The 24827-nt window shown below is 29.9% G+C and carries 21 protein-coding genes and 1 pseudogene; 7 read left to right on the top strand and 15 right to left on the bottom strand.

Features of this window, described 5'->3' with window-relative positions; genetic code table 11:
* Nucleotides 1-100 precede the first annotated feature (100 nt).
* The gene (locus ES677_RS05215) at nucleotides 101-1093 is read left to right on the top strand and encodes an IS110 family RNA-guided transposase (protein WP_148380648.1); all 993 of its coding nucleotides are present in this window, start codon (nucleotides 101-103) and stop codon (nucleotides 1091-1093) included.
* 153 nt (nucleotides 1094-1246) lie between these two features.
* On the opposite strand, the gene ES677_RS05220 is transcribed toward ES677_RS05215, so the two are convergent.
* From ES677_RS05220 to ES677_RS05280, 13 genes and pseudogenes are all read right to left on the bottom strand, one after another.
* Nucleotides 1247-1603, bottom strand: a complete 357-nt coding sequence (locus ES677_RS05220) for a hypothetical protein (protein ID WP_148380649.1) — start codon at nucleotides 1601-1603, stop codon at nucleotides 1247-1249.
* Between the two features lie 754 nt (nucleotides 1604-2357).
* Nucleotides 2358-3461 carry a hypothetical protein gene (locus ES677_RS05225; RefSeq protein WP_148380650.1) on the bottom strand — a complete coding sequence of 368 codons (1104 nt, stop codon included), beginning with the start codon at nucleotides 3459-3461 and terminating at the stop codon, nucleotides 2358-2360.
* Nucleotides 3454-5037: an ImmA/IrrE family metallo-endopeptidase gene (locus ES677_RS05230; protein WP_148380651.1), complete on the bottom strand. Its 1584-nt coding sequence runs from the start codon at nucleotides 5035-5037 to the stop codon at nucleotides 3454-3456. The genes ES677_RS05225 and ES677_RS05230 overlap by 8 nt, the downstream gene beginning before the upstream one ends.
* 297 nt (nucleotides 5038-5334) lie before the next feature.
* Nucleotides 5335-5433: pseudogene (locus tag ES677_RS15635) on the bottom strand (ATPase); the annotation flags it as partial.
* 254 nt (nucleotides 5434-5687) lie between these two features.
* Complete coding sequence (locus ES677_RS05240; RefSeq protein WP_148370141.1) at nucleotides 5688-6101, bottom strand: hypothetical protein; 414 nt, start codon at nucleotides 6099-6101, stop codon at nucleotides 5688-5690.
* A gap of 346 nt (nucleotides 6102-6447) precedes the next feature.
* Nucleotides 6448-7230 carry a DUF6591 domain-containing protein gene (locus ES677_RS05245; protein ID WP_148370142.1) on the bottom strand — a complete coding sequence of 261 codons (783 nt, stop codon included), beginning with the start codon at nucleotides 7228-7230 and terminating at the stop codon, nucleotides 6448-6450.
* A gap of 121 nt (nucleotides 7231-7351) precedes the next feature.
* Complete coding sequence (locus tag ES677_RS05250) at nucleotides 7352-7789, bottom strand: hypothetical protein (protein ID WP_148370143.1); 438 nt, start codon at nucleotides 7787-7789, stop codon at nucleotides 7352-7354.
* Between the two features lie 407 nt (nucleotides 7790-8196).
* Entirely contained in the window at nucleotides 8197-9108 is a 912-nt protein-coding gene (locus tag ES677_RS05255) for a hypothetical protein (RefSeq protein WP_148370144.1), read from the bottom strand.
* 235 nt (nucleotides 9109-9343) lie between these two features.
* A complete protein-coding gene (locus ES677_RS05260; protein ID WP_148380652.1) occupies nucleotides 9344-10027 on the bottom strand; it encodes a P-loop NTPase family protein in 684 nt (227 codons plus the stop codon).
* 57 nt (nucleotides 10028-10084) lie between these two features.
* Nucleotides 10085-10447 (bottom strand): hypothetical protein, encoded by a 363-nt coding sequence (locus ES677_RS15640; protein WP_246124375.1) that lies wholly within the window; start codon nucleotides 10445-10447, stop codon nucleotides 10085-10087.
* Nucleotides 10448-10905: 458 nt separating this feature from the next.
* The gene (locus ES677_RS05270) at nucleotides 10906-11175 is read right to left on the bottom strand and encodes a helix-turn-helix domain-containing protein (RefSeq protein ID WP_148380729.1); all 270 of its coding nucleotides are present in this window, start codon (nucleotides 11173-11175) and stop codon (nucleotides 10906-10908) included.
* Nucleotides 11176-11403: 228 nt separating this feature from the next.
* Nucleotides 11404-12249, bottom strand: a complete 846-nt coding sequence (locus ES677_RS05275) for an RteC domain-containing protein (RefSeq protein WP_148380654.1) — start codon at nucleotides 12247-12249, stop codon at nucleotides 11404-11406.
* Nucleotides 12250-12315: 66 nt separating this feature from the next.
* Complete coding sequence (locus ES677_RS05280; RefSeq protein WP_148380655.1) at nucleotides 12316-13566, bottom strand: site-specific integrase; 1251 nt, start codon at nucleotides 13564-13566, stop codon at nucleotides 12316-12318.
* 400 nt (nucleotides 13567-13966) lie between these two features.
* On the opposite strand from ES677_RS05280, the gene ES677_RS05285 reads away from it, so the two are divergent.
* The 6 genes from ES677_RS05285 (at nucleotide 13967) to ES677_RS05310 (ending at nucleotide 20722) form a co-directional block, all read left to right on the top strand.
* Nucleotides 13967-15211, top strand: coding sequence for a tyrosine-type recombinase/integrase (locus tag ES677_RS05285; protein WP_148380656.1), 1245 nt, complete (start codon nucleotides 13967-13969; stop codon nucleotides 15209-15211).
* Between the two features lie 4 nt (nucleotides 15212-15215).
* On the top strand, nucleotides 15216-16361 hold the full coding sequence (locus ES677_RS05290) for a hypothetical protein (RefSeq protein WP_148380657.1): 1146 nt from the start codon (nucleotides 15216-15218) through the stop codon (nucleotides 16359-16361).
* A 191-nt stretch (nucleotides 16362-16552) separates the two neighbouring features.
* The gene (locus ES677_RS05295; RefSeq protein WP_148380658.1) at nucleotides 16553-16846 is read left to right on the top strand and encodes a helix-turn-helix domain-containing protein; all 294 of its coding nucleotides are present in this window, start codon (nucleotides 16553-16555) and stop codon (nucleotides 16844-16846) included.
* Nucleotides 16846-17178, top strand: a complete 333-nt coding sequence (locus ES677_RS05300) for a hypothetical protein (RefSeq protein WP_148380659.1) — start codon at nucleotides 16846-16848, stop codon at nucleotides 17176-17178. Before ES677_RS05295 ends, ES677_RS05300 begins: the two co-directional genes overlap by 1 nt.
* A complete protein-coding gene (locus ES677_RS05305) occupies nucleotides 17178-18368 on the top strand; it encodes a primase-helicase family protein (protein ID WP_246124376.1) in 1191 nt (396 codons plus the stop codon). The genes ES677_RS05300 and ES677_RS05305 overlap by 1 nt, the downstream gene beginning before the upstream one ends.
* 866 nt (nucleotides 18369-19234) lie before the next feature.
* Nucleotides 19235-20722, top strand: coding sequence for a P-loop ATPase, Sll1717 family (locus ES677_RS05310; RefSeq protein ID WP_148380661.1), 1488 nt, complete (start codon nucleotides 19235-19237; stop codon nucleotides 20720-20722).
* A gap of 579 nt (nucleotides 20723-21301) precedes the next feature.
* Here ES677_RS05310 and ES677_RS05315 read toward each other — a convergent pair.
* Nucleotides 21302-22828 carry an ATP-binding protein gene (locus ES677_RS05315; RefSeq protein WP_148380662.1) on the bottom strand — a complete coding sequence of 509 codons (1527 nt, stop codon included), beginning with the start codon at nucleotides 22826-22828 and terminating at the stop codon, nucleotides 21302-21304.
* A gap of 10 nt (nucleotides 22829-22838) precedes the next feature.
* Nucleotides 22839-24827: a DNA sulfur modification protein DndD gene (gene dndD / locus ES677_RS05320; RefSeq protein ID WP_148380663.1), complete on the bottom strand. Its 1989-nt coding sequence runs from the start codon at nucleotides 24825-24827 to the stop codon at nucleotides 22839-22841.

Consider the following 24827-nt stretch of genomic DNA (forward strand, 5'->3'; position numbering starts at 1 on the left):
TCTATTCAGTTGCCAAGAACCATTTGGAATACCAGGAGTCTGAACACCCGATAAAGGAAGTAGTTAACGCAACTTACTTATTAACTCTAATTGTAAAAATATGAAAAATTATGAAGAAGTTGTTGGAATCGATGTTTCAAAAAAGACACTCGATGCTTATTGTCACCAAGCACAGGTTCACAAAGCGTTTATCAACGCTGTTGTGGGCTATAAAAGTCTATTGAAATGGGTTTTAAAGGTTACAAAGGATAGTAAGGTATTTTATTGTTTTGAGAATACGGGTTATTACTCTTTAAAATTAGCGCTTTACTTGCATAGTCAATCTGTTATTTATGTAGAGGAGAATCCTTTGAAAATAAAACGTAGTTCAGGTATTGTAAAGGAGAAAACGGATCTGATAGATTCTGTTTTAATAGCGCGTTATGCGTGGCTTTATAGAGAAGAATTGGAACCAATTACAGTAAAGAAAATGTCTCATTTAGAGTTAGGCAGGTTATTAGCTTTAAGAGATCAATTAGTTAGAAATAATGCAGGTTTAAAAGGAATCTTGAAGGAGATGAAGGTACTTTTGTCAAGTTCAAGTACAGATGTCGGATGTTTAAGCTTAAAGCGCAGTATTGATTACCTAGGAAAGCAAGTGAAATCGATAGAGACACGAATAAAAGACATCTTATCAGCCGATGCTTCTATGAGCAAGAATTATGAATTACTAACAAGTCTCAAAGGAATAGGCTTAGTGGTTGCTTGCCAGCTTATTTATCATACAGGTAACTTCACACGCTTTGCTAGTTGGAGAGCTTTTTCAAGCTATTGTGGAACAGCACCATTCAAGCATGAATCAGGGACTAGTATCCATCGCAGAAAACAATGCCATTATTTAGGCGATAGAAAGATGAAAAGTTTATTGAGTATGGCAAGTGTGTCAGCGATACAGCACGACAGTGAATTACGTTTGTATTATAAGAGGAAATTAGCCGAAGGAAAAGATAAAATGCTTGCTATAAATAACGTTAGGAATAAATTAATAGCAAGAGCTTTCGCAGTGGTTAAGAAGGGAACTCCTTATGTGGTTCTTCAACAATATGCAGCATAAAAAAAATAGAATATTTATTAGGATTTGATCTTGGAATACGTGTATTGAAAGTTGCGATTTTTGTGTGCGAGGATTTTCCCACGGAAAATCAGTAGTACTCAAAAATGCAACTAGTTTTTAGTTAAGCAGTAATTTAGCAATTTTTTATTCCGATTATATTTTACTAATAACAAATTTTACTAATTCAACTATTAACCAAGCAAATAAAGATTCCATTATAAACACAGTAAAATACATAGCTATTGTCTTTGTTTTGGTTAGATTTATTTCTGTTTTAAAAAAAATATTTAATTTATGGAAAAAATAATGTGCTGGAATTTGATAAATACGTCTTAAATCATACCATTTATAAGGATAAATTTCAATATTTCCATCAATGTATTTATATACAGATTTTGAATCAAATTTAGAAAAAGACATAAACTCAATTTCATATGAGTTTGGTTTTCCGTCTTTCCCTTTATATTTTGTAATTGTTCTGACTATTTTATTCCTATTGATTGATTTCATTCCTTTTGAGTGTGATTGGTAATGTTTGCCAACTTAGTTATATAAGCATAAAACCAATGCATTACCTTCTATATTGGTTGTGTAACTATTGATTTTATGCCCGAAAAGGCTATTACTATTACATCTTAAAATACACCTATGGGGTGTGAATTAAGATTAAATAATAGCGCACACAATATAGAAATTACTTATTCTAAATTATTGTAAAAAATCGTAAATGTGAGTTGAATGTCGTTAGATAGATACTTTTAAGTGCTTTTGTTTCTAATTCACTATTTAATGTTATTGACGTTTATCTACACTATTTGCATTAAAACTAACTAGATTAAACATAGAGCGCACGAGGGATCTCACACGGTTTTTGTAGCGCTCTTCTAATTCGGTTGTCTTTTTATGTAATGGAATAAAGGCACTTTAAAACTTAGTGTGCGCGTAATTAAGTCAAGCAAAATGTAGCGAAACCACCAACCTGAAAAATAAGAAAGCCCTTAAAAAGGGCTTAAATAAGGTTGTTTTTTTGTGAAATTGTGGTGTTGTGCAACGGTTACGGTTTTTGTGTGTAATACTTCGTTCACTTTTCTTTATACTTCTATATTATTTTTAGTTCATCTTCTGTTTTGAATATATGCTGCTGTAATTTTAATATTAAAATGCTGAGCGAAATAGAATAAACCATTTGCGCTATTCGTTAAAACATCTTTAGTTATTTGTAAAAATAGTAATGAAATCTTTATTTTATAAGTAATTAGGTTTTTTACATACCTCTCCAAATAGTCGCTCTATATGAATCATTAAATTTTAATATTGAAAACCAGGGATTTGAAGGCCATTGAGCTCTATTTTCATCATACCTATAACTATGGTAATCTGCATAAATTTTAAAAAAATCATCTAAATCATCTTTTTCCAAAAAATTTATTTCGATAGGATTTGGTTTTTCTGTATCCGTGAAAAATTCAATTAGAGAATTACCATAATTAAATGAGAACATTTCTCGTTTTTGACCTTTGAAGTTAACCTTTCTTGTTTCGATACCTGAACACTTAATATTTTTCTTAAGACTTTTAATCAGGTCTTTCGTAGATAATATATTTTGGTTATCAATTATCTCAACAGGAATGTATTCAATTAAAGTTTTTTTGTCAATCCCATTATTGTCCATTTTTAAATTGCCATTTAAACTAATAAAATCAAAAGCATCTACTACATAGGCAGTTTTGTTTTCTTGTTTTATAACAAGATTATCATAAGTAATTTTAGTTCCACCGTAAGTTATAAAACCGATTTTATTAAAATTTGAAATATTCCAATTACTTTTGATTATTAATTTTTCATTAATAAAAACTTTGATTTGAGATTCTTTATCTGCCGTTTCTCTATTATCGAATATTATTTTAGCAGTATTACCTTTATTTTTAAATATTGGACTTTTTTCTAAGGCCAAATTGAAATATGCATCTGGATAAGAATCTGATTTTTTTACAAAATAGGAGTTCTCCTTGTTTAAAACCAAACTTACGTTTTCAAATTCTTTAGAATTTAAATCGTTTATAAATATCATACCTGTTCCGAAATCATTATTTTCAGTATTTTCTATATCAAAGTCATAAGTGATTTCAGTGTAGGTCTTATTAGCTAAGTTGTCAATACCATTTGCAATAAGCCAAATGTTTCTATATGTTTTATTTATTTGCATATTCAATTTGCCATTTTTAATATCGCAATTCCAATTGTCAGATGATTTGAAATTCCAATTGTTCTTATTAGAATCAAATCTGTCAATAATTATAATTTCGGTATCTTGTGCAATAATCCTACAACTAATTAAAATTATTATTATATAAATGTATTTATTCATCGCATTTAATTTTTAAATATCTACAAGCTAATTCTACTCCGTTTTCGCAAGAGGTTTTAAATTCTAAACAAGCAGATTTATTATTCTTTATTTCTAAATAACATTTTCCTAAATGAAAATTGGCATAAGGGTCTTTATTGGTTTTGAGATATGATTGAAAATTTTTAATTGCTTTTTTAGTTTTGCCAGTTTCTTCTTGCAATCTAGCTGTGATGTAAAGAATATTAGAGTTTACTATATTTTGTTTTAATTCTAAATCCTCCCATAATGCAAGAGTTTCTTCTAAAAGCGAATATTCTTTGGAACCTAATAAGGCCATAGAGTAAGTGAAATAGCAAGCTTTAAGTATTGTGTTTACTTGTTTGTTCTCTTTAAGCTCAGTAGAGTTTATTAGATCTATTGCTGTTTTTGAGTTTTTAGCAGATGTCTCAAATTCACTTTTGCTATTTAAGAAGTATGCATAATTACTATAAAAATGAATTAATTCAAATTTGTTTTTATCGTTTTCTTCGCTTTCTTGAATACCATCGTATAGAGCGTTGAAAATATTTTCTGCAAGCTCTGGTTTGTATGTGTCCAGGTAATATTTAGCTAAAATTGTCTTGAATATTAAGCCTTCTAAATCTGTGTTTTCGATTGTTTCTATTGCACTTATTATTTCTTTAGGTACTGTTTTTTTTAAGCTATGATAATTTTCCCAAAGTAAAAGAACTGTATAATTGTTACGTTCTTCAATTTCGTTTAATATCTGTATTGATTCCTTGACTTCCTCGTTTAACTTGTATAAATAAGACAGCTCAATATAAGCTGCGTTTCTGAATTGTTTTTTATTAATTAATTCTTCGTAGTACCTTCTAGAAGAATTGAAATAGTCCATATTTCCGGTCACTACAAACTTGGAGTAAAACGACCTTGCTAAGTTCAAAGAATTTATTCTATTTGACTCATAGACTTTTGCCGTGATTGAGCTTTCAAATCTCTGTAGTATTTTCTGTTCTTTTAAGACGGCATCCTCAAATCCTTTATTGGCAGTTAAAATTCTATTTTTTAGGATTGGATGAGTGCCTGTATTCTTACTTGGATGTGGTATATCATTTAGTGTACTTGTTATGTCTTGAATTGGACTATTTAATTTTTTTAATACAAAACCTGCAAAATAATCAGCCTCTAATTCCTGTTTTCTCGATGTCGTATTGTCGCTATATTTTAAAGTATGCCCATTTAGGTGATGCCCAATTTCGTGAGCAAGTATAAAAAGATAAAATGATTTATTAGTAGAGTTATTTAATTTGGATAAATAATGTTCGTCAATTAAAAGCTCTCTTTCTCCATCGATAATTACTGCAACAGCATTATTAATTGAATTACAAGTTTTTATAGTAAAATTACTTTGTGACAGTCCAATTTCTGAGACTATGTCACTTAATCCTAAAGTCAAATACGCGGAAGATTCAACTGATGTATAGTCGTTCATACACAAGTACAAATCTATTTCTTGCGGAGTTAATTTACAAACAGATTGGGAATAACTGTAAGTAGAAATAAGCAGAATAAATAATGGTATAATTTTTCTCATATGTTAAATAGTCGGTAGGCACGATGTTTTTTTAAATGTATCACTACTATTACAATGAATATAAATATAAAACCAATGCTTTGCTCTCTCTATTGGTTGTGTATCTATTTATTTTTATTAAAAGAGTATTACTCTTGTATATTGAATACATACACGAAATATGTAACACGTTTAATTAATAGCGCACACAATATAGAACTTACTTATTCTAAATTATTGTAAAAAATCGTAAATGTGGGGTAGATTTTTCGAGATAGACACTTTTATGTGAATGTGGTGTTGGATGTCTGTTTAAAGTTATTGTCGTTTATCTCTACTATTAGCATTAAAACTAACTAGATTAAACAAAGAACACATACGGGATCGCAGACGGTTACCGTAGCGCTCTTCTAATTCGGTTTAGGTGAGGGTGCTGATGACATTTTGCGCATGTGTAAGCATCTGTACTGGTAAATAAAAACCGAATAGAAAACCCGTAAGATCCGGGCGCAGGGATCTTACGGGTGTGATTTTTGTAGGTAGGCCTGAAATAAAAAATAATTGTAAACGGCTTAAGTTAGCATTTTAATAAAAACACCTATAATTATAATAATTTCTATAAATAATAATTAATTACAACGTGCTTTTTAAAACTTCTCAAAACCTAATAATTATTGCTTTATAAGAAGTGATTCTGAAAGTTCACCTAAGGGGTCATTAGTTAGCTCTATAATATTATCAGATTTTTTTTCAAAATAATAACTTATTGTATTGCTTCTCACTGTAATATCAATTTTATACTCATTTTCATTTATTGTTTCATTAACATTTGTGTTTACATCAGCATTATTTGTGAATTTTATTTGCTCTTTCCATGAAGTCTCTGTGTTTATAACAATTGTAATAAAATCATCTGGTGTGAATTTAAAACCACTTTGGGTGTTGGTGGAACCACTCCAAGTACCATGAATCCAGTTAGGGGGATTAATTGAGTCAGCATTAGTGTTACTTGAATCGTCATCAGATGAGCAGCTTACACATAATATAGTTGTAATTAAAATGTAAAATAGGTTCGTTTTTTTCATATTATTTAGTTTTAAATGTTTAAGATTTGGTCTCGGCTATGAGTAGTTGGGTAGTTTAGCGATTAACCTTGCATTTACGTACCAAACTGAAAAACCTCTTGGATTTTTAGCAGTAGGTGAGAACGAGCAATTACTTATAGTCAATGTTGTAGGTAGTACTATTTTAAAAATTTATCTAATAAAAAATCAAATATTTTCCAATAAGCAATCAAAACAAATATGACTTTAACTGTATAGAAAACCACGCAGGATAGTTCAAATATTCAGGTAATCGTAATTTCTTGGTTTCACTTTTAATCTTTCTATTGGTGTTATATCTGATACTATTTATCTTAAAAGGATTATGTTACTGCATTTCCATTGCTGCCGTATTCATTTTATTGACGATTTTCATTAATCGAGACATTTGTTTTGCTGAAAATTCGTTTTTCATATCATCCATTTTTTGTTGCATATCAGTTGCTTTTTGCATCATTGCTGGATATTCAGCCATTGCAGAATTATCTCCTTTTTGGGCTTTCTTTAAAAACTTAGTGTATGAGTCAATATATTCTTCATAACTGTCTAAAGCTTCGTCAATTTTGTCATTACTTTCTGATGTTGAAGCGACTTCCTCTTTAGGTTCTTCCTCGACTTCATCATTACGGTTGGACTCCCTTATGAGTTCTTCGTTGGTTCTAACTAAATCATCTTTTATTTCGGTATTAGTAATTTCAAAATTATTTGTTTCCTTCATAATTTTTGCCATTTTTTCTCTATCCGAAAAATAATCCCATTCAAAGCTTATAGTTGTAGTTGCACCAACATCACTTGCTAATAAATCCTCCACTTTACTCCAATCGCTCATAGTGGCAGGTGAGAAAGAATATCCAACATCTCTAACAGCAACATTTGAAGCATCTAAAGGACTTAAACCTAAATTACCCATTTGAGGATTATTACCATCATACTTTTTTATAAGTTCAAATTTGAATGGAATGTAAATTTTGTCATTCTCTACTTTTAATTTGTAATCCCCATCCAAAACTTTGATATATTCTTTACCTGGTCCAATAATCGAAATATCCGTAGCCGAAATTGATTTTTCGGGAATAACTTCAACTGTTTTCTTACACGATAGAATTGACATTGATGCAAAAAGAAAGAATGCAACATTAGTAAAATTAATTTTCATTTTAATTAGTTTAATTTTTTGCCTACTTCAGATTTTCATTGGCTTTTCGGCTTATTCCCAATTTCTTTATAGTAATTTATAAAATTGTAAAAATTAATATCTCTATTGGGATTTCTCCCGAAATTGTATATAAAACTGTGTTGAATTTTCCTTTTCCTTGACGTATATATTTACCGTCTATTGTATATAATACAGTTTCATAATCTCCTTTTCCTTGTCTCAAATATTTTCCGTCCCAAGTGTAAAGTACATTGTTATAGTCTCCTTTTCCTTGTCTTAAATATTTTCCGTCCCAAGTCGCCAAAACTGTGTTGTAATCCCCTTTTCCTTGAAGAATATATTTTTCGGTCGATGTGTATAAAACAGTTTCATAATTTCCTTTTCCCTGTCTTAAATATTTTCCATCCCAAGTATATAAAACATTGTTATAATCTCCTTTTCCTTCCCTAATATAGTTTTGAGCTGTTAAAATAAATGAAGAAAAAAATAAAGAAGTAAAAAGCAAAAATTTCATAAATTGGATTTCTTTCAAATTTTACAAAGTAATATATCTGTCAACGATTTACCTTACGGTTTTCCGCATTCTATTGATGTTTTTTAAGTTTTTTTTGTAAGTTATTGGAAATGAGAATTGTTTTTTAGAAAAAAATTTTGTTCTAGACCGAAATTTTGTTCAAATTGCCCACAATATCTTTATATAGAAAGAGAGGAGAACTATAACGTGTTTTAGACTAGTGATCTATGACACGTACGTATATGATTAGTGGCGTGTATAAATAACTAATTTAGCAAATAAAAACCAAATAGAAAATTCGGAAGAATTTTCGTAAGCAAGCACTAAACCGTAATTATTTTTATACGGTGTTGGGCGAAGTGCTTTCTATTTGATAGTGTTATTTGTATTCGACGCTGTTATATCTATTAAAAGCCATATCTAACACCAATATTAAAACCTCCATTTACATCAAAATCAGGAATGACTGTAAATTCAGGTTGATAATTTACAAAGATTATTAAGGGAAAATTGAAATTATATTCCAAACCTAAACTTAAAATAGCTGAACCATATGTCCCGTTTATATCCTCATAGTAGGTTATAGGTTTCTCTCCATCGACTTTTTTTAAACCTACTCCCAAGCCAACATAATAATTCGTATGACCAAGTAAATTTTCAATCCATTGATAAATTGCATTAAATTTATACGTTTTATAGGGTTCTTCATTTTTATAACCTAATTCAAATTCTAAACGTGCCTTTTCTTTTGTGCGTATCTGATAAATAACAGCATAATCTTTATCGAAACCATATTGAAATCCGATTGTATTTTTATAAAGTTCAACTTCACGCTTTTTACCTATTAAAACATAATTTTCAAATCTTTTTCTATTATAATTTTGAATATATTCGTCAACTTGTCTTTTTTGTTTTAGTGTAAGATTACCGTATATTTTTTGAAGTCTGTCATATTGATTTTGTTTATAAGATAGAGCTAACATCGCTAAATTACTATCAAATGTCGATTGTGGTTCGCCATAATCGTGTACAATATATTGGCCTGAACTTTCGATAGAATTATTTTGATTCAAATCTACTTGTTGTGTTTCGCCAGTTAGTGAATTATATTTATCGTAACCAGTTAGTTGATTATTTGAATTATAATATTCCCATCTCTCTTGTAATGAATTGTATTTTGCATAACCTACTATTTGACGACTTGAATTATAAAACTCATATCTTTCCATCAAATCATTATATTTTCTTGTAACATTCTGAGAATAAATTAGAGTAGTAAATAAAAATAGAATTAGACTAAAAAGTAATTTATTTTTCATAATTATTAATTGTTTTTCAGGTTAGTTTTTTTTGCATTGCACCCAACTTAGTTATATGAGTATAAAACCAATACTAAAATTTATTATTGGAGTTATATCTCTTACTGTTTTTAATTATAGCGCACACAATATAGAACTTACTTATTCTAAATTATTGTAAAAAATCGTAAATGTGAGTTGAACGGTGCTAGATAGACACTTTTAAGTGCTTTTATTGCTAATTCACTATTTAATGTTATTGTCGTTTATCTACACTATTGGCATTAAAACTAACTAGGTTAAACAGCTCTCTCATTCTGGAGCGCACGCGTTCTCCATAGCGATCTTCTATTTCTACGGCGTTGAGGTTTGTAGTGCAATGTGTTTTAATGCCTTTCTTTTTAAATTGGTCGTATCGCGATATTAATATTTCGCCCATTACATTGCAGTCCTTGCCATAATGTCTTCCGGTGTGTTCTACGCCTAGATCGTCGAAACAATATTCTTTAGTATCACTATAATCGTCGATTGTTTTATAGCCAATGGCATTGAAGCCAAAGACAATATTACGTGCCGGAATAATAGTATATCGTTTTTTATGAGGAATGAGATGCGGTAGTAACATCATTAGCGTTGTTTTGCCGCAGCCCACGGGACCAGATAGGAGCAGGCCTTTGTCTGGATCGATTCCAAATTTTGCACAGTATGCATAATCTTTTATAAAATAGCTGGAGAGTTTTAGCAAGAGCTCGTGGTCTTCTTGGTAGGTTTTAAAGTTTTTGCCGAACATTAATTTTCCTTTCACTTGGATGTAGTTTACTATTTTTTGGAAGTCGTAATTAATAATATTTCCGTCCAGAGTGCCCAGTTGGAATTCTGATGCCCCTTCGTAAATAATACTTGGGTTGTTTCTGTTATAGCCGGTGGGAGATGTTTTCATCGTGGATTAGGTTTTAATTATTGTGGTTTCAGTTTAGAGAATCTCATTTTGATACGGTTAAAGCGGTTGATGGTAGTCTTTGTTTCTCGTGGTGTGTAGGTTGTCTTTATTTTGGGACTGTTGGTAGCTGTTTGAATTCGTTTTAATTTGCGCTGCAATTTCTTTTGCTTTAAGCATCCAGTTTCTAGCGGAAGCGTGCCAGTCTTCGATTTTAATTTTCCCACCGATTTTCCATCCTGTGGATTGGTAGTGGTTAAAGAATTTTTGTGCTTCTATTTCTGGCCACTTTTCTTTTTTAAAAAAACTTAACACTTCAAATTCATTTTTTGGCTTGGGTAGTTTATAACTGTTTTCTATTTGTTTAATGTGTTTATATAAAGGTACCACTGCTTGTCCTTGATTTGGGACAGCTAAGTCCATTGCTTGTTTCAGTACTTGTCTTGATTTTGAGACAGTTGATTCCAAGTGGCTTTGACTTTGCTTACTGAGATCTCCGCTTTCGCGGGAACTGAAGATGAGCATCTTAATTCTTGAACCTTTAAATGGGTTGTGCGAGGGGTAATATATAAGGTATTGGTAAAGGTTTAATTCTTTTACACACCGGTGGTAAGTTGACTTTGAGCCAATTTTAGAAATTCGCATAACGTCTTCCCGGTTTACGAAAAAGGTATTTGGAAATCGGTTGTGGTTCCATAATTGGAAAAATGCCATATATAAACTGATATGCGTAGGGTTAAGCCTATTGTCTTTGCTAAACAATAGGAATACTGCATTAAGGTGTTTTATATAGTTAATTGATGGCATAAATGGTTTTCGAATTTGCTTAATAATTCTCAATGGTATTAACTGTTTGTTGAGGTGCCGTGATAAGCACGGGATTAGATATGATGTATTCGGTTTTCTTCAAGAACCTTGTTTATGTCGTCTTCATCATAGTAGATAATACCTCCTAATTTGGTATATGGTAAGACTCCGTTAACTCTTAGATTTTGAAGTGTTCCTGGGCTTACTTGTAAAAGGGCCATAACTTCCGAAGATCTTAAATACCTTTTGTCAGGTTTAGAATTGGAAATAATGGTTTTGATTTCATCGAATAACTCTGTTTTGAATTGATACAGATCGTCTGTAGTAAGAATAGCTGTTGGCATAATCATTTAAATTAAGTTAGTAAAAAATGTATTTTAGCGAGAAGAGATTGTTTAAAACCACCATCTGTAGCATTCGCTTTTGATGATGGTTTCTAGCTGCTAATCAGTCCATCGCAAAACAAATTTGAGACAATTTGTTTGAGATTTTTCGGTAGTACCGAAGAGGTACCGAAAAGATTTAACATATTTAGAAGGAAAGATGATTGTAATTTATTGGTTGCTTACAGATTAGTTAGCATCGTCACTATCCATTTTTCTGAGTAATGAATATTTTAAATTGTCTAAGAATTTCGTTCGGTTTTTTTCGCGCGCTTTAATTTCTCCATAAGTTTTATAGAAATTTCCAAGTTCTATACCAAAAAGAGATTCATATATTTTTGCTTGACTTTTAATATCAACTTTGCCAATATTAAGAGCTCCGATGGCATTAATAGCATACATTAATTCTACGAGATCTGTTTTGGAAGCTGTCCATGATAGTTTTTCTAATAGTGGGGGAGTGGGGTCTGGATTTGAAAGTTTTTTTTTAGACTTTAAGTTTTCAAGTTCTTTTTGGAAGTAGCTTATGAGTAAATCGTAAGCAATGATTTTTGCTACCTTATCATCGTGACTTGTTGAGAATTCTGGATCTATAAAATGGTTTATGTTGTTTGTTATGTCAATACTATTTAAACCGCGAACAAAATATATGTGATCGTACCTTGTAGATTTATGTCTGTAATATTTTACGAACTCTAACTCACGCGATTTATGTGCTTCGTACTTATCTAAAATAAGATGTATAAATTTTCTTTGTCTTGAGCTACTTACTTTGGGGCGGTTCATTAAATAGGAATGGATATGAGAAAAGTACTTTAAATGACCGCTAACAAAAGGTTTACACTTCTTAAAGAAGAGAATTTCGTCAGATTCAGAATTGAAACCTCTCTGTCTTACCGATAGCCTTAATAGCTGAAGGTATTCACTGCTTAAGTTAATGAGGTGTCTTAAATTAGTGATTTCATTTAGGTTGTCTTGATGAGAATTGGTGACTTTAAATTTGTATTCATCAACAAGGGTATTAATCTTATCCATAAATGATGTGATTTGGGTTGGGGCTATAAATATACTTAATTTAGTTTAAACTAATGAAAATGAGTATTATAGCAGTTTTTTAGACATCCTCAAATTGTCTTCTTCCTTGCCTAATATTGATTTTAAGGCGCTCATATCTGAACTTACTTTTCTATCTAAAATTTTGGCGTAATGCTGGGTCGTTTTAAGTGATTTATGACCGAGCATTTTACTAACGGATTCAATAGGAACTCCGTTGGTTAGTGTTACGGTTGTGGCAAAAGTGTGTCTTGCCAAGTGGTAGGTGAGATTTTTATTTATATTACAACTATCTGCAATCGTTTTTAAATACGAATTCATTTTTTGATTGCTTAATATAGGGAGTAATTTGTCGTTGTTTATTACTTGTGGGTGGTCCTCGTAACCCTTAATGATTTCGGCCGGAATTGGTAGCAACGGAATATTACTTCGCGTATGCGTCTTAGCTCTTTTTGTTTTAATCCAATGCTCTCCATCAATACCTATCACAATATCATTTTTTGAGAGTTGTTTAACGTCAATGTACGCAAGGCCAGTAAAGCAGCTAAAAACAAATATGTCTTTGACTAATTGGAGTCGCGGGATTTCGAATTTCTTTTCAATGATTGCTTGGAGTTCCTCTTTAGATAGGAATTCGCGATCGATTGTTTTCAATTTAGCTTTCCAATGAATAAATGGATCTTTATCTATCCAATCGTTAGCGTAGGCAATTCGTATAATTTTCTTAAAATTGGTAATGTATTTAATCGAGGTGTTATGACTGCACTTTCGCGATGTTTTTAAATAGTATTCTAAACCAGTAATAAATTTATGGTCCACATTTTTAACTGGAATGTCATCAACCATATATTCCTTTAGGATATATTCTTGAATATGATTTTTGGTTGTGCGATAGCGTTCTGCAGTACCAGGAGCAAAGTCTTTACCTATTAAGCTATCTACTTCGTTATTATGTGCTTGGAATATTACCAACAGCATTTTAGTCGGCTGATCTTTTCCGATATATCGATTTTTAATAGCCATTGCAGTGAATGGCCTTTCAAGATCTAAAAGACGTTCGTGGATTTTGTTTAGCTTATATCTAACGTCGTCAATATACTTATTGATGGCGCGCGCTTCTGCGGAATTCCCTAAAACTTTACCATTAGTACTATCCCATTTTTTGATTAATATTTTACGCTGGATACTAATAAGTGATCTTTTTCCATTTACGGTGATACGTGCGTAAATAGGTGCCTTTCCATCTGGAGTGGCTTTTGTTTTATGTAGTAAAAAAAGAATACTGTACGTAGAAGTCATCGGTTACCTATATTATAAGTACTAAATCTAACTAAATATACAAAATTTAAATTAAAAATTTGTCTGTAATGGTTTTATTAACAGGTATTTATGTCTAATTCGGTTACCTGTTGGTAAATTTCAATTAGGTAACCGAATAGGTAACCTATGGGATGCTATTATATGTTATATTTTGAAATATGTAGAAAAGCAAAAACCCTATAAACATAGTGTTTATAGGGTTTTGTTGGAATTTATGCTATTCCTAGCGGAGAATGAGGAAATCGAACCTTTTATGCTGTGTTATATCTAAGTGTCTTGTAATCAGTTGATTTTGTTGGTTTAATGTATGTTTTATATCTCATTATTAGTATTGAAATCTATTTAATTATACCTTTACTGTCAACTAAACTGTCAACGCATGAGATATACATTTAATTTAAGGAAACCCAAGTCTTTAGATAAAACTCTAATTGTTTTTTCATCCTACTTCAAAAATGAAGGGAAGAAATTTGTTTACTCTACAGGAGAAAGTATTGCTCCTTCAGAATGGGATTTTGAAAATAGATTACCAAAAAATTTAAATGGAAGGACGGCTCAAGCAAATGATAACAGATCTATAAAAAATCAATTAGATAGATATTCTATGTTTTTTGCGGAGTTAACAAATAGATACATAAACTCTAATTTAGAGTTAGACATTGAAACTACTAAAAAAGAGTTTGATAAACATTTTAAAAAGGTAGAAGCAATTTCTAATCGTTTTTTTGATGTATATGATTTATTCTTAAAAGCTAAGAAATCTGATTTTACGGATAATGCAAATTCATCATCTACAATAAAACGCTATGAGTATAATAAAACCCTTTTAAATGATTATCAAACTTATCAAAAAAAGAGCCTGCATTTAAGTAAGATTAATTTTGAGTTTTATAATGATTACGTTAACTATAGCGTCACTGAAAAAAAACATTCAGCTAATACTTTGCGTAGAAATATTGGATTGCTTAAAACCTTCCTAAATTGGGCAGTAGAGAATAATCACACTTACAATGTAGAGTTTAGAACTTTTCAAAGCCCAAAAGCTTTTGATACAGACGAAATTGCATTAAACCTGGAACAAGTGCAAGAGGTATATCGTAAAGACTTTAGTAAACATCTTAAATTAGAAAGGGTCCGAGATTTATTTGTTTTTGGATGTTCTACAGGTATGAGATATAGTAACTACTCTAAAGTTAATAGGAACGATGTACAGAATGATATGATTAGAGTTATGGATCAAAAAAATAAAGACAAAGTTTTAAGTATTCCATTAAATAGTATTTCTAAAGCTGTTTTAGTAAAGTACGATTATAATTTGCCAGTTATTTCAGAGCAAAAGTTTAATGAATATATAAAGGATGTATTTAAAGCATGTGGCTACGATGAAGAGATTAAAAAAATATCTAAAATTGGTAATCAAATTAATGAAGAAATGATTCCTTTTTATAAAAGGATTTCGTCTCACACGGCTAGAAGAAGTTTCATTACTATAATGAAGAATAAAAAAATACCTGATAAAGTAATAATGTCCTTTACGGGTCACAAAAGTTTAGAAGTCTTTAATAAATATTATAAGCCACACGATGTAGAGAAAGTTGATTTTATGAAAAACGTTTGGAATTAGAATTATGGATATAGAAGAAAAGTTCTTGAGTTTAAAAAATATAGAAGTTGAAACCCTTGCTATTGTTAATGACGATTTGGGCGTATGGATTAATAAAGTTTTTGTAATGGACAATAACGATGATTTTCAGTTTAACTTTTATAAAATATTCTTTGATGTAAAAAAGAAATATTTACAATCAATGGATTCTAAATATACCATTTTTGACCGTTATATTTCTAATTATTTAATGCAGTATGAATTTGGAAAATCGAAGCAGTATATGGATTCTGCTCTTTCTTTATTTGATATGATTGTTAAAGCTCCATCATTTTCTGAGAGAATTGAAAAGTTTTCGAGCGGATATCGAATCTATAAAACTGAAGAATTACGCTACAAAGCTTTCAAAAAGCTTATAGATCAACATAATAGTAGTTGTCTTGATAAATCTAAAAAATACCCGGATTTTGATAACTTTGAAATTGGTATTTTAATAGACTATAATAAAAAAAACAAGAGTCAATCGGTCTTAATTCAGTATTTAGAATCTACAACAGAGCAAAATAGAACCCTAATTGAAGAGATAAAAAAAAAGGAAGCTCTGTTGTCTAAAGAACTGAATAAGACCCTTGATGAGCTTTTTCTAAAAGAAAGAGTCTTTAGAGATTTAAAACACCAGAATGACCTATCTCAAAACCAAAATGATATGTTTAGAGCATATTTGCCTACCATAGAATCATCCAATGTTGATCAATTTAATAACCTAGTATGGGGAGATAATTATCCTGCATTAAAAGTGTTTTTCAATTTTCTTAAAAAGAATGATATGGTTTATCTAGGATGGAGTGTATTCGCTAATTCAATGAGCGAAAACAATTCTAACACCATACATATTAGTAATGGAAAGTTTACCAATGATGAATTAGGTTATCTCTTATATCATCTAAGATTATTTTTTACTAATAAGATTTCTAAAACTGTTAAAGAATATAAGGAATGGCTAAAACAGAAATTCTATATAGAAGGTGTCCAAATAGAGGATTCTTTTTTTAATAAACACGTTCGTAAATTTGAGATTAAACAGAACAAACAAACACAAAAAAAGGACTTAATCAATAACAGAAATACTTTAGAAACTTTAATAATGAACATTAGAAACGCATATTATTAAAATTTATTATAACATCACTACTTGTTTTCTTCATTAATAACAATTGTAAAAAACCATAAAACAATGATTTTCATTGCTTTATGGTTTTTTAACTTTTAACCTTTACTACTTTTTTTCTTCTTCGATTCTGCCTCAAATTTGTATCAAACAATTAGGCCTAGTTGTATTTATTAATATTTAAAAATTATAAAATGACTAAAATTGTAGTAACAACAAAAGAAGAATTATCAGCATTTATCAGAGAGATAGTGCAACAGCCAATAGAAGATCTTAAAACATCTATTAATGAATTGGTTAAACCGAGTAAAAAGAACTTTACAGTTAAAGAAGTAGCTGTTCACTTAAATGTGTCCGAACTTACTGTGCGCAACTATATTGCTAAAGGCTTTATTAGAGCAGATAAGATTGGTAGACGTGTAATTATTAGCTCAGAAAATTTAGAGTCAGCGTTATCAGAAGTTAAATCTTTAAAATATAGAAGATAATGAGACGATTATTTTACAAAACTGAATTTTCTGATAAAGATTTACATTTTCACCTTGAAGAAATTAAAGATCAAATTAATTATTTAAAAAACAACTTTCAGTATGATAGTGCGTCAATGGAGTTTTTTAATTGGATAATGTCTAAACTTAATAGACTTTCAGTCGTGGTAAATGAAGATGTTAGATTTGATTATCTGACTATTCAAGGGGAAATAGATAGATTATATAAAATCGATAACTCCATTACAGGAGTTCAAATTCTATTTGATTTTATTAAAACGAATAATCCCAAGCGAGCAATTTTAACTGTAACGGTGCCTAAATCGAAATAATGATGGAGTATATAAGAGTAGGAACAGATTATTTTAAAATAGCTGATAAACCATTATTAAGTGGAGATACTATGTCAACCTTAATTAAATGGAACAAAGGAGAGATAATTACGGATCACGGTAAAGACTATATTGATGGAATTTCTAAATACGATGGATTTGTAACTATGCCAAGTAATGTAGCGTATGAAAAGGTTATTAAGGGCTTCTATAATGAATATCACCAAATTAATCATTCATTAGAGAAAGGAAGTTTTCACAAAACGATAGCATTTTTGAAACATGTTTTTGGAGATCAATACAATATAGGTTTAGATTATTTAACAATACTCTGGCAATACCCAACTCAGGTGTTGCCCATATTGTGCCTAGTTAGTGAAGATCGTAAGACAGGAAAAACAACTTTCTTAAATTGGTTGAAATCAATCTTTCAACAAAATATGACTATTAATAAAAATGAAGATTTTAGGAGTCAATTTAATGCTGATTGGGCAACCAAACTTATTATTGCTATTGATGAAGTTTTACTTGATCGGAAGGAGGATAGTGAGCGTATTAAGAATCTGTCGACATCACGGTCATTTAAAACAGAGAATAAAGGCAAAGACAAAGTAGAGACGCCATTTTTTGGTAAGTTTATATTGTGTTCTAATAATGAAGATAATTTTATTCTAATAGACGAAAAGGAAATTCGCTATTGGGTTCGAAAAATCCCCTCTATAGAAGATAGTAATGAAAACACAAATTTGTTAGAGGATTTAGAGGAAGAGATACCACGTTTTTTATATTTTTTAAATTCTAGGAAGCCTTCAACTAAAAAGACTTCAAGAATGTGGTTTTCTAAAGACGAAATTAAAACAGAAGCATTAAGTAAATTAATGAAAGGTAATAAAACATATTTAGAAAGAGAAATATCGGAAATACTAGTGGATGACTTTAGCAGGTTTGATAAAGAGACTATTTGTTATAGTGCATCTGACCTTGTTGAAAAATTAAAAAATAACAACATAAGAGTCTCTTCTTTTAAAGTTTCCGAAATACTAAAATCCAAATTTGGATTATTACAGAAAAACTCTAGCTATAAAAGGTTTCATTTGTCGACCATACCATCTATTAATGATAAATACATTGTTGAAGAGACTTTAGTAAAAGGTCGTTATTTTGAATTCAATAAAGAGGATGTTAAGTAATCTGTTGAATTGTCGACATTGTGTCGTTGAATAGCTTATAATATAGGATTGACCATTCAACTTGTTTTCAACAAATAATCAACAAGTTTTTCAAGAAGCTAGGTTATCTAAATAAAAAAAACAAGTTTAAAACAAGAATGCAACAAGAATGCAACAAGTTTAAAAAAAAATACAACAAGAAAAAACAAGTTTAAAACAAGAAAAAACAAAACTGCAACAAGAAAAAACAAGTTTAAAATAAGAACAACAAAAGTGCAACAAGTTTAAATATTAGTACAACAAGCCGCAACAATATAAAGTACTTTTTTAGACCGATTAAATAATATGTTCAATAGTAATTCAACACATAAAAGTATAGCTGTTGAATTATTGTTGAACATTTGTTGTTCTTGCTCTACACTGTTTTACTGATAGTGGATTGATTTTTCAACAATTCAACATATTTAATACCTTTAGCTTTTTTTAAATAATATATTCAAGATGAAAGGTAAGGATGTTTATGTAATAGCAAAAGGTTTAGACCTCGATGAGCGAGTCAAGCTTATTAATTTATTGAAGAGGGATTTGGTAGTTAAAAAAAAAAAAAACAATCTGCATTGGAATATACATTAGAGGACTCTATTAAGTACTTAATTCAAGTACATTTCAGTAGGAGGCGCAAATATTAACTTCCAGCGCTTAATTTTGGAGATTTATTCAATATTATTATATAATGTTTCAATACCTTAGCGCAGTTACTAGGGATAGTTTAAAGCGAATAATAACCTAAGGTAAACAGTATATTATTAGGGGTTAAGTTTCTAATTTGTTATCTCCAAAGAATTATGTAATTATTTAAAACAGGCATAGTAAATTAAAATAAAATTATGACATTAAACTCTAATATAGGTTTTACAAAGAATCCTTTCTCAAAAAAATCCTCAGAACAAGAACTTGAATTTTTAGATGAGATTTTCTACGAACCAAATTATTATAATACTTTATTAAACGATTTATCTAATGGCGATAGTAGATTTATTATTGGGCAGAGAGGACACGGTAAGTCATCAATTATCAATAAGTTACAAGAAGATTTAGAAAAGACTAAAAACCTAACTGTTAAAATAGACAGGTTTGATGAAATTCCGATAAGTAATAATGAGAATGCACTAATTTTATTAATAATAAAATCCCTAACTACAAAACTCTCAATTTTTTTAAACAAAAACCCTAAATGCGTCAATAAATTAGATAAAATAAAAAAAGAAAAATTAGCATTATTCATTAGATTATTTTTTGAAACTTTAAGTAAAACGGAGTATGACAATATTTATGATAATGTTCATAAAGTAAAGACAACGAATAATATTAGGAATTTTTTTAATAGATTTTTACTACGTAGTACGAATCAGGTTACTTCAACATTAATATCAATTGGTTCTACTTTTATCAGAGAGTCTTTAGGTATTGAAAATGTCAATGTTCAAAGTGCATATAAAAATTATTTTGGCGAAATAGATTTAATCGAATTTGAAAAAATAGACATTAAAGAAAAAAAATTTACACGCATTCAATTAAAATCAATTTTAGATGAGTTATTAGATATAATAAAAACTGTTGGTTTCAAAAACACAGTAATTCTTTTCGATAAAATTGATGAATTTCAGGAGTTACAGCAGGATATTACTAAGATTAGTGATTTTACAAGAGAGATACTAACAGATACTGAACTTCTGTTAAATGATAAATTTGCAATTGGCTTTAGCTTATGGTCGGAATTGAGAATTGAATTAGCTAAGGTCGTCCGATTTGACAAATTTGAATCTATAGATATTAGATGGAAGGATTCGGATTTGGAACCTTTAATAAATAAAAGAATTAAATATTTTTCGAACAATAAATTGAATCTTGATAGGCTTATTGAAAACAGCAACGATAAGGAGGAGTTAATAAGAATAAGTCATAATTCACCACGCGATTTAATATCTGCTTTAGGAGTTATATATAATGAACAGTCAAATAATAATCAAGGAGTTTCGCTATTTGAAGCGAAGTATATTTCAAAAGGCTTAATTAATTTTAGTTCTAATTTTAATTACGATTCAATTTATCCGTCCAAATCTAGCAAGAATAAGGATATTAAGGCAATGATAAATAGAATTTTAAAGACTAGGCTAACTAGATTTCATATTAAACATCTGAATGATGCTTTTAACCAAAGAACAGCTAAATCGGAAGGTCAAATTAATTTAATGATTCAATATAAATTAATAAGGGAAGATGAAGTTTTGGGTGATAATAAGATTAAATATTACGATGTAATTGATCCAAAGATCGATTATTTAGTGAGAAGAGGTGTTATGAAAATAGAATAGATTTCGTGAAAGGTTTTTCTAACAATTATTTTTACTCAAAAAATGATTTTAATTTGTAATACATTTAAGTTATTTATTAGTTGAGCCCGTTGATATATAGATTTTTATGAGTTAGGCCAAGTTAAGATTTTAACAAGAAAAACAAAGTTAAAATCTTAATTCAATATTCTTCAAAAAAAGAAGTTTAAACATATGCTGATAAGTATTTAATTCGAGTACATTTTAATTAATGAAGAAAATGTTGATTCAGAAAAACTATTATTATTGATAAGCATTTATATAGTAGCTTTTTGTTCACGTCTGTGGTCTAAACCAACGACTAAATAAGTGTTTTCATTTTCGTTTAACCTAAATTTAAACGGTAAAAAATAGGCTCTCAAAAATTTCTTTATTTATCAAAAAGGCTGATTTTACACTGGTAAATGTTAACAAACCATTCTGTATAGCACTAATGCTCTATATTTTTTATATAAAAAAGGGTTTAGCTTTTCTTTTTGAAAACTTTCTAGCGTTCGTATGAAAGCACTTTTAAATTTATGAAGCACGAGCAAATTTTAAATGTGCTTGATCTTGCGTTTGCTAATAATTTTTATAAAATGGTTCTGCTGTAAATTTCATAAATTCGTCGGTTTTAATATTACTTCTGCTGATTACTTGGAAAGGTTCCAATTTGGCAATTTCTGACTGTAAATCTTTTGCTGTTTTATTGCTACAACCTAAAATATCTTGAATAGCTTTTGCAGAGGTACCTTCACTTTGAAAGATGTATGAGAACTCTAAAAGCTCTTGGAAATTGAAAAACTTTTGCTGATAATCTGATGGTGATTGCGAAGCAAAGAATACTACAATACCTTTTGAACGACCTTCACGTATAATTTTTTCTAAGAAAATATTTTTTTGACCTAAATAGTTATGTGCTTCATCAATTACTAAAATGGTTCTTAATGTTCTTCTTCCATCTTTTATTGGACTATCTGGTAAAGAAGCCATTTCTTTATATAAACGCTCTATTACTAAATACCCAATCAATTCTTTTAATACAGGCATTTTATGAACATCAATAATCATAGAACGATTACTAATTTTATCCATTGGTGGTAAACTTGAACCGTGAGACCAGAATAAATTAAAATTGGCTAAATCTCTTAATACTTCAATTAAAGAATCATCTCTTTTACCTTCTTCTTCATAGGCTGCTAATGCTAATTCTAATACATCATTAAAATCTGGAAACGGTTTGTCTGAATTTGCACGCATAGCATAACCAGCAACTATTGCTTCTGTTAATGCACCTTTTTGAACTACTCCTAATTTTGAGTTTATAGATGCAAAGCTCTCTGCTTTTTCTCTTGCTGATAACTGTATGTCTTGTTCGTTATAATCAGGCAGGATGAAAGGACTAATAGGCAAGTACTCGTTGTTTTGTAATAGCTTATAGGTTCTTGCTCTTGATACATCAATGAAAGTTTCACTATCTACTACATCACCTTTATAATCAAAGAATATAAAATTGGTTTGATAATCTGATTGAATCCTAATATCTGCTAAAATCTTTAATAAAAACTGTGTTTTACCAACACCAGGTTTTCCCATTATAGCTAAATGAGAATTGGCGTGAATTGCAGTATCATTCAATGCCATTATTAAATCGTTATTGTGCAGAATATCTCTACCAATAAATATGTCTAAATCTTTTGTTTTTAGTTTTTTACCACCTGACAAATGTATTGTAGATACAATTTCTGAATACCATTTATTAATATCCTCTCCATTCTTTTGGAATAGGTCCCATAATAAAATAGCCCCATTATCTACGTGATCTTTTACAATAGATTTATTGCTGTAAAACTGGTTTTCGTCCAAGTCTTCTATTTGATAAACTTGATTTACTAATGTTTTTACTAAATGTTCATCTTTACTAAAGAAAGAAGTTCTTTTCATTTCTCCTCCAGTAAAATTGGTACTTTTAATAACCTCTTTTCCTGTACGTACTAAAGAATATGAGAATGCCATACGAGCCAAAATTGCTTTATCCAATTTTGTATTTGCTCTAAAAGCACTAATTATTTCGTCTGTTTTTAATGATGTATATAATCTATCAGCCATATTCTATTTTTTAATTCCAGAAGTAACCTTCTTTTACGGTGGTTAATTCATTGTTTTGACTAAATTCTAAACTTGCTGCACCTGTAAGGTGTGGCTCTAAGTTTTTAAAGTAATTATTATCTACCTCTGTATCTGTAGATAAAATGATTACTTGATTAGCTGCATTTGGGAAATAATGATTAACAATATTATCTCTATGTATGCTATCTAACCTTGATAAAGGCGTATCAATAATAATTGGTAAATTCAATTGAGAAGTTTGGGCTAAACCCCAAAGTAAAGACAATGCAAACACTTCTTTTTCACCTGCTGATAAACCAGACTTACGCATTGTATGTCCGCTTTTATCTCTTATCGTAATTTCGTAGGTTTTGTTGTCAATTTCTAAATCTTTGATTAAACCTGATTTACTGGAAAGCATTTTATACATCTCAAAGGTTTTTTCCTGTAATAGATGTACTTTGTTCTTTCTCAACTTCACCATATAGGTGGTCATTAAATTAGCAATAGCATCACATTCTTCTATGAAATCAACTTTCTCTTTAGAGAAATTGTGCTTGTCATACAATTTGCCAATTTCTAATTCTATTTCCTTTATTTTATTTTCAATATGAACTAATTCTTCGTTGCAATTAGACAAACGTACTGAGAGCCTTCCTATTTGTGTATTAGAGCCTTCAATAGTACTTTGTAATTCTTCAAATAATTCCTTTTCGCTATCTGTAGTACCAGATGTTTCTAAACTGGCTTGTATAGAACGAATTTCAAAATCCAATTCCGATTTTTCTTTGATTAAATCTTCTAATTGTAAAACATCACTTTGTTCTATTTCTTCAATTTTATTCAGCACCTTAGCGGTGTCTCTGTCTGATAGGTTTAAGATTTTAACTACTTCATCTGCGGACTTATTTTCTTGCAATAAACCTAAAACTCTTTGGTGTAGTTTCTCTTTTTGACTTGCAGTAAGTGGTGCTGATGTAATAGGCTCTGGTGTATCAAAGTTTTCTACAATTTTTTGAGCCAATGCCACCGCATTTTCTGAGATAGCATTTTGTTTTTTACTCTGGCTTTCTAAGTTGATTTGCTGTTTTACATCATCAAAGAGTTTTCCTGCCAATGCCCAGGGTAAATGCTGTTCTGTTAGATTTTTTATTTGATTGTCTAACTGATTGCTTTTGTTAGATAATTGGATGCGTTTTTTCTCCTTTTGTTTGATTACTTCTGAAGATTCAGGGTCTAAATTAAAAATAGCTTTAAACCTTGTTTGTGCTTCTTCTTTATCACTTTTAAAACGTTCTAATTCTTCCGATAAATCGTCACGCTCTTGTGTTTTGTTGGTTAGTTTACGTTGTTCTTTTTTTAACTCACTTTCTTTAAACGTAATATCTTCATCTGTAATTTCTACAAAGCCTTTGCGTTCTTCTTGCTTTAAGTACAACACATCACTTGATAAACGAGAAATGTATTGAATACCTAATGCTGCTTCTAAAGATGATTTTAATCGAACTTCTGAATGGTCGTCTGCTGCAATTTCTTGTATTTTTTCTCCATCAAAAAAGAAAAATTGTGTAATACCTTTTGGTATAGTAGCATTAATATAATCTTGCCACATTTCTTTATTTTGGACACTTACACGTTTGCCATTTTTTACTACTACTAATTTTTCGGTTAAATCTTTATGTTTAGGGCTATCTGTAGCACCTGCACTCCAAGATCTATTGATTAAAATAGTTTCGTGTTCGTCCGTTTCTAACTCTAATTCAAAAGAAACAAACGCATTCCCTTTTGCCAACTCTTTACGGTTAATGTATTTGTATAAAAAATCTGTTTTAGCACCATACAGGCAAATGTTTATGGCTTCCATAATAGAGGTTTTACCAGCTCCATTCATACCACCTATTAAGAAGATACTTTTACCTTCGCTACTTTGAGGAAAATCAATAGCTGTAGGATATTGAAACGACTTATAGTTCTCTATGGTTAGTTTGTTAAATTTCAT

The sequence above is a fragment of the Bizionia gelidisalsuginis genome, assembly GCF_008086185.1.
In the GTDB taxonomy this organism is placed as follows: Bacteria; Bacteroidota; Bacteroidia; order Flavobacteriales; family Flavobacteriaceae; genus Bizionia; species Bizionia saleffrena.

Excerpts from the sequence above, each read along its gene's own strand:
- ES677_RS05215 (WP_148380648.1), top strand. The coding sequence starts at position 101 with ATGAAAAATTATGAAGAAGTTGTTGGAATCGATGTTTCAAAAAAGACA.
- ES677_RS05220 (WP_148380649.1), bottom strand. The coding sequence starts at position 1,603 with ATGAAATCAATCAATAGGAATAAAATAGTCAGAACAATTACAAAATAT.
- ES677_RS05225 (WP_148380650.1), bottom strand. The coding sequence starts at position 3,461 with ATGAATAAATACATTTATATAATAATAATTTTAATTAGTTGTAGGATT.
- ES677_RS05230 (WP_148380651.1), bottom strand. The coding sequence starts at position 5,037 with ATGAGAAAAATTATACCATTATTTATTCTGCTTATTTCTACTTACAGT.
- ES677_RS05240 (WP_148370141.1), bottom strand. The coding sequence starts at position 6,101 with ATGAAAAAAACGAACCTATTTTACATTTTAATTACAACTATATTATGT.
- ES677_RS05245 (WP_148370142.1), bottom strand. The coding sequence starts at position 7,230 with ATGTCAATTCTATCGTGTAAGAAAACAGTTGAAGTTATTCCCGAAAAA.
- ES677_RS05250 (WP_148370143.1), bottom strand. The coding sequence starts at position 7,789 with ATGAAATTTTTGCTTTTTACTTCTTTATTTTTTTCTTCATTTATTTTA.
- ES677_RS05255 (WP_148370144.1), bottom strand. The coding sequence starts at position 9,108 with ATGAAAAATAAATTACTTTTTAGTCTAATTCTATTTTTATTTACTACT.
- ES677_RS05260 (WP_148380652.1), bottom strand. The coding sequence starts at position 10,027 with ATGAAAACATCTCCCACCGGCTATAACAGAAACAACCCAAGTATTATT.
- ES677_RS15640 (WP_246124375.1), bottom strand. The coding sequence starts at position 10,447 with ATGGACTTAGCTGTCCCAAATCAAGGACAAGCAGTGGTACCTTTATAT.
- ES677_RS05270 (WP_148380729.1), bottom strand. The coding sequence starts at position 11,175 with ATGCCAACAGCTATTCTTACTACAGACGATCTGTATCAATTCAAAACA.
- ES677_RS05275 (WP_148380654.1), bottom strand. The coding sequence starts at position 12,249 with ATGGATAAGATTAATACCCTTGTTGATGAATACAAATTTAAAGTCACC.
- ES677_RS05280 (WP_148380655.1), bottom strand. The coding sequence starts at position 13,566 with ATGACTTCTACGTACAGTATTCTTTTTTTACTACATAAAACAAAAGCC.
- ES677_RS05285 (WP_148380656.1), top strand. The coding sequence starts at position 13,967 with ATGAGATATACATTTAATTTAAGGAAACCCAAGTCTTTAGATAAAACT.
- ES677_RS05290 (WP_148380657.1), top strand. The coding sequence starts at position 15,216 with ATGGATATAGAAGAAAAGTTCTTGAGTTTAAAAAATATAGAAGTTGAA.
- ES677_RS05295 (WP_148380658.1), top strand. The coding sequence starts at position 16,553 with ATGACTAAAATTGTAGTAACAACAAAAGAAGAATTATCAGCATTTATC.
- ES677_RS05300 (WP_148380659.1), top strand. The coding sequence starts at position 16,846 with ATGAGACGATTATTTTACAAAACTGAATTTTCTGATAAAGATTTACAT.
- ES677_RS05305 (WP_246124376.1), top strand. The coding sequence starts at position 17,178 with ATGATGGAGTATATAAGAGTAGGAACAGATTATTTTAAAATAGCTGAT.
- ES677_RS05310 (WP_148380661.1), top strand. The coding sequence starts at position 19,235 with ATGACATTAAACTCTAATATAGGTTTTACAAAGAATCCTTTCTCAAAA.
- ES677_RS05315 (WP_148380662.1), bottom strand. The coding sequence starts at position 22,828 with ATGGCTGATAGATTATATACATCATTAAAAACAGACGAAATAATTAGT.
- dndD (WP_148380663.1), bottom strand. The coding sequence starts at position 24,827 with ATGAAATTTAACAAACTAACCATAGAGAACTATAAGTCGTTTCAATAT.